This window comes from Nitriliruptor sp., assembly GCF_040882075.1.
GTDB lineage: Bacteria > Actinomycetota > Nitriliruptoria > Nitriliruptorales > Nitriliruptoraceae > Nitriliruptor.
This window is the reverse complement of sequence record NZ_JBBEBZ010000067.1, coordinates 1-5,313: the sequence shown is the minus strand read 5'-3', so window position 1 is coordinate 5,313 and position 5,313 is coordinate 1. Positions and strand designations below refer to the sequence as shown.

The window sequence follows — 5,313 nt, the reverse complement described above, 5'->3', positions numbered from 1 at the left end:
ACGCCATCGTCATGTTGTCGACGCGCTTGACCGGGTCGTCGACGAGCATGATCTGTGAGTCGAGCCGCAGCGCCATGTCGGTCGCGGTCGCGGCGCCGGGCTGCCGGAAGTGCTGCTCGACGAAGGCCCGCGAGACGTCCTCCTCGACCCGGTGCTCGGGCCGCAGGAGCTCGGCCATCTCGTCGTGGGGACGGTCGAAGAAGGCGGCGTGGTAGCTGTCGACCGCCCGCTGGACGAGCGTCTCGCGGTCCGCTCCCGGTCCGAGTTCATCGGTCAGCGCCTGCATCGGCGGGTACCAGTGGTAGCCCGCGAAGACCTCGTCGGCGCCCTGCCCGGACTGCACGACCTTGACGTGCTTGGCGACCTCCTGGGACAGCAGGAAGAACGCGACGGCGTCGTGGGAGACCATCGGTTCGGACATCGCCGCGACCGCGTCGCCGAGGGCGGGCAGCATGCGGGCGGTGTCGATGCGCAGCTGGTGGTGGTCGGTCCCGAACTCGCGGGCGATCACGTCCGAGTACTTGAACTCGTCGCCCTCCTCGCCCCCGAACGACTCGAACCCGATCGAGAAGGTGGCGAGGTGCTGCTGGCCGGCCTCGGCGAGCAGGCCCACGGCGAGCGAGGAATCGAGGCCGCCCGACAGCAGGACGCCGACCGGTACGTCGGCGACGAGCCGCCACTCGACCGCCTGGCGCATGGAGGCGAGAACGGCGTCCTCCCAGTCGCGCTCGGTCCAGTCGGCGCGGTTGGAGTCGCGGGTGAAGTCGGGCCGCCAGTACTCGACCTGCTCGCGGGATCCGTCGGCCGCGATGGCCAAGGTCGTCGCCGGCGGGAGCTTGCGCACCCCGTTGATGATGGTGTGCGGGGCGGGGACCACGGCGTGGAAGCTGAGGTAGTGGTGCAGCGCCACCGGGTCGATCGAGGTATCGATCCCGCCGCCGGCGACCAGGGCCGGCAGCGAGGACGCGAAGCGCAGCCGCGCGCCGTCCTCGGCGAGGTAGAGCGGCTTGATCCCGAAGCGGTCGCGACCGAGGAAGGTCCGTCCCGAGTCCCGCTCGTGGATCGCGAAGGCGAACATGCCCTGCAACCGATCGACGAACCGGTCGCCCCACGCGTGGTAGGCCTTCAGCACCACCTCGGTGTCGGAGGTGGAGAAGAACCGGTAGCCCCGTTCGGCGCGGAGCTCCTCACGCAGCTGCTGGTAGTTGTAGATGCAGCCGTTGAAGATGATCGTGAGACCGAGCTCGGGGTCGTGCATCGGCTGGTTGCCGTGGGACGTCAGGTCGATGATCGACAGCCGTCGGTGGCCGAACGCGACGGGACCCGCGCTCCAGACGCCGCCGGCGTCCGGCCCGCGGTCCTCCATGGTGCCGGCCATGCGGGCGACCGCCGCCACGTCAGGGGTCGAGCCGTCGAGCCGGAGCTCCCCGCTGAAGCCGCACACGTCGTCTCATCTCCTCGTACCTCGGTGGGAGCTACGAGCCTGGTCGACCGGCCAAGGCCGAGCCAGCGTCCACCCCGGTCGACCGGCCACGTCGCGTGCGCTCCCGGGCCGCTCGGACCGTGCAACCGCCTACGTTCCCCGCTCCGCTCCGGCCAGGACACCATCGTGCCCCCCTTCGCACTCGTCGATGCGTTCGCCGACCGGCCCTTCACCGGCAACCCCGCGGGCGTGGTGGTCCTCGAGGAGCCCGCCGACGAACGGTGGATGGCCGACCTCGCCGCCGAGGTCGGCGCGTCGGAGACCGCGTTCCTGTCCCCCGGTGACGGCGGGTGGAACCTGCGCTGGTTCACCCCCGCCGTCGAGGTCGACCTGTGCGGGCACGCGACGCTGGCCGCGGCCCACGTCCTGTGGGGCCGAGGTACCCGACGAGGCGACGTTGCTGCTGATCCGCCCCGATCTGAGCGCCGTCACCGCGCTCGGCAGCACCGGGCTGATCGTCACCGCGCCCGGCGATGGGGACACCGACCTGGTGTCCCGGTACTTCGCCCCCGCGGTCGGTATCGACGAGGATCCGGTGACCGGATCGGCCCACTGCACCCTCGGCCCGCTGTGGGCGGAGCGGCTCGGGCGCGACGAGCTGACGGCTCGCCAGGTCTCACCGCGGGGCGGGGCCCTCCGTCTGCGCGTGGATGGCGACCGCGTCCACGTCGGTGGGCGCGCCGTCACGGTGATCGAAGGGACGGTCGCCGCACCGGACCGCTGAGCCGCGGCAGCGACCCGACCCACCGAGGGTCGTCAGCAGTGCCGCTCGAGGAAGCCGACCTGGGCGTCCCAGAGCGGATCGCCGGGGTCGATGACCGCGAAGTGATCACCGGCGCCGGTGACGAGCTCGACCGGGTCACCCGCCGCGCTCGCGGCCGCCTCGTAGCGCTCCGACTGGTCGACGGGGACGGTCTCGTCCGACCGGCCGTGCACGAGCAGCACGGGCACACCGTGACCGACGAGCGCCATCGGGTCGGCGATGGCGTACCGGTCCGCGACCTCGTCCGGCTCACCGCCGAGGAAGTCGGTCACGGCGCCGTCACCGAGGGGGACCGCGTCGACCAGGCTCGCGACGGGCGCCTGGGCCACGACGGCGCACGGTCGGAGGGGGTCGGAGGCGCCGGGCGCACCCGCCGGGAGACGTCCGCGGGAACCGAACCAGAGGGCGAGGTGACCGCCGGCCGAGTGCCCCACCACCGCGACCCGGTCGAGGTCGATGGGCGCCTCCTCGGCGACGGCGGCGAGGTGGTCGGTGCCAGCCGCGACGTCGAGCAACGTCCCGGGGAAGCCACCCCCGGTCGGACCGACGCGGCGGTACTCGAGGTTCCAGCTCGCGAACCCGCGGTTCGCGAGGTCCCGGGCGAGGTCGGCCATCAGATCCCGCCGGTACTGATCACGCCAGAACCCCCCGTGGACGAGCACGACCGTCGGCCAGCCGGCATCCGGCGCGGACCCGGCGGGCAGCGCGAGGTCGGCGACCTGCTCGGGACCGTCGCCGTACGCGATGGTCCGTCCCTGACCCTCTGCACCCACCGCGGCCTCGTCCGCCGGGGCGTCGGGCGCGCCACCGGGCAGGGTGCAGGCTGCCAGAACCACCGCGATCACGAGCAGGGCGGTCGGCCGGGCGTCCAGCCGGCCACGGTTAGCATCGGACCTCATCCCACCACCCTCCCGCCGACCGCGGACCGCCGTCCGGCCTCGCCCCTGCCCCCGCATCCCGCTCCCCCGCCTCCCGGAGCCCCGCCGTGGAACCCGTCCCGCTGTCGCCAGCCCGTCGCCGCGCGAGCCTCGACCGGCTCGCTGCGCAGGTGTCCGACGTCCTGGTCATCGGCGGTGGCGTCACCGGTGCTGGCACGGCGCTCGACGCGGCGACGCGTGGGCTCGCGGTCGGGCTCGTCGAGCAGCGCGACTACGCCGCCGGCACCAGCTCCCGCTCCTCCAAGCTGATCCACGGTGGCCTGCGCTACCTCGAGCAGTTGAACATCGGGCTGGTCCGCGAGGCGCTCGAGGAGCGCGGCCTGATCCTGCAGCACCTGGCCCCGCACCTGGTCCGACCGGTGTCGTTCCTCTACCCCCTGACCCACCACGGGTGGGAGCGAGCCTACGTCGGGGCAGGCGTCGCCCTCTACGACCGCCTGGGTGGCGCCGAGCAGCTCCCGGGCCACCGTCACCTCAGCCGCAAGGGTGCGCTGGCCCTCGCTCCCTCGCTCCGGCGCGACTCGATGGTCGGCGCCATCCGGTACTGGGACGCCCAGGTCGACGACGCCCGGCACACCATGGAGGTGGTGCGGACCGCCGCCGCCTACGGCGCGGAGGTCGCCAACTCGACCCGAGTGACCGGGTTGCTCCGTGAGGGCGAACGCGTCGTCGGGGTCCGCGTCGTCGACCAGGAGGACGGCCGCGAACTGGAGCTGCGCGCCCGGCAGATCATCAACGCGACCGGCGTGTGGGCCGACGACATCCAGGCGATGGCCGGCCGGGGACGCATCCGCGTCCGGGCGTCGAAGGGGATCCACCTGCTGGTGCCGAAGGACCGCATCCACAGCGACAGCGGGCTGATCCTGCGGACCGCATCGAGCGTGCTGTTCGTCATCCCCTGGGGTCGTCACTGGATCATCGGCACCACCGATACCGACTGGGACCTCGACCTCGCCCACCCCGCTGCCTCGGCGCGTGACATCCAGTACCTGCTCGACCAGGTCAACCGGGTGCTGCGGACCCCGCTCACCCACGAGGACGTCGAGGGCGTGTACGCGGGGCTGCGACCGCTGCTCTCGGGCGAATCCGAGGCGACGAGCAAGCTGTCGCGCGAGCACGCCGTCGCCACCACGGCTGCAGGGCTGATCACGATCGCCGGCGGCAAGTACACGACCTACCGCCTCATGGCACAGGACGTAGTCGATGCGGCGGCCCACAACCTGCCGCAACGGGTCCCCGCGTCGGTGACCAGCCGCACGCCGCTGCTCGGCGCGGAGGGCTACCACGCGCTCTGGAACCGCCGCCGCAAGCTCGCCGAGGAGACCGGTCTGCACCTCAGCCGGATCGAGCACCTGCTCCACCGCTACGGGGCGATGGTCGGCGAGGTCCTCGACCTGCTCGCGGACCGACCGGAGCTCGGCCAGCGCATCGAGGGCTCGGACACCTACCTCAAGGTCGAGGCGCTCTACGCCGCCTCCCACGAGGGGGCGCTGCACCTCGACGACCTGCTGACCCGCCGGACCCGGACCTCGATCGAGACCTTCGATCGGGGGCTGACCGCGGCCCGCAGCGTCGCGCCGCTGATGGGCGAGGTGCTCGGCTGGGACGAGGACGACATCGCGGCCGAGCTCGCCCACTACGAGGCGCGCGTCGCCGCCGAACTCGAATCGCAGCGCATGCCCGACGACCGGACCGCGGACGCGGCACGGATGGGCGCGCAGGACGTGCGGGTCAGCGTCCGCTAGCCAGCTAGCTAGCGCCACCTCGCCAGGCGTTCTCGTCCACAGCCGGGTGCACCAGATGGTTGCATCGAACATATGTACGAGTAGACTGGACTCATCCGCCGCACCTGATAGGGACCGCATGCGCAGCAGCCAGGGCTACCAGCACACCAGCCGTCGGGTTCTGACTGCGCTCGCACGTGAGCACCACACGGGCTACAACCCCCGGCACGGCGCCGACCCGGCGGGTGCCCCGACACCGACAGGCCGGGGCGGGACCAGCGGTGGCTCGGCCCCTGCCGATCTGTCAGGGGCGGTCGCGGCGATCCTGGCCGGCGACGACCGCGCGTCGTTGCCTGACGGGGCGCTGGCCGAGCTGGTGGCAACGCTGCGGGCCGCGGACCGGCT

Annotated in this window: 4 protein-coding genes and 1 pseudogene; 3 read left to right on the top strand and 2 right to left on the bottom strand. The window is 72.7% G+C overall.

Annotated elements, in window-relative coordinates:
* Nucleotides 1-1,444: N-acetylglutaminylglutamine amidotransferase (locus WEB03_RS03295; RefSeq protein ID WP_368069544.1), on the bottom strand; the 1,444-nt coding region annotated here is incomplete at its 3' end.
* 162 nt (nt 1,445-1,606) lie between these two features.
* Here WEB03_RS03295 and WEB03_RS03290 point away from each other — a divergent pair.
* Nucleotides 1,607-2,207: pseudogene (locus tag WEB03_RS03290) on the top strand (PhzF family phenazine biosynthesis protein).
* A 32-nt stretch (nt 2,208-2,239) separates the two neighbouring features.
* Here WEB03_RS03290 and WEB03_RS03285 read toward each other — a convergent pair.
* Complete coding sequence (locus WEB03_RS03285) at nt 2,240-3,145, bottom strand: alpha/beta hydrolase family protein (protein WP_368069543.1); 906 nt, start codon at nt 3,143-3,145, stop codon at nt 2,240-2,242.
* 86 nt (nt 3,146-3,231) lie between these two features.
* Here WEB03_RS03285 and WEB03_RS03280 point away from each other — a divergent pair, with 86 nt between their 5' ends.
* Together WEB03_RS03280 and WEB03_RS03275 are read left to right on the top strand one after the other, a co-directional pair.
* Nucleotides 3,232-4,929 carry a glycerol-3-phosphate dehydrogenase/oxidase gene (locus WEB03_RS03280; protein WP_368069542.1) on the top strand — a complete coding sequence of 566 codons (1,698 nt, stop codon included), beginning with the start codon at nt 3,232-3,234 and terminating at the stop codon, nt 4,927-4,929.
* A 118-nt stretch (nt 4,930-5,047) separates the two neighbouring features.
* The coding region (locus WEB03_RS03275) for a hypothetical protein (RefSeq protein WP_368069541.1) at nt 5,048-5,313 on the top strand (266 nt) is incomplete at its 3' end.

Bases quoted from the DNA above. Each gene is read 5' to 3' on its own strand.
- WEB03_RS03285 (WP_368069543.1), bottom strand. From the start codon at position 3,145: ATGAGGTCCGATGCTAACCGTGGCCGGCTGGACGCCCGGCCGACCGCC.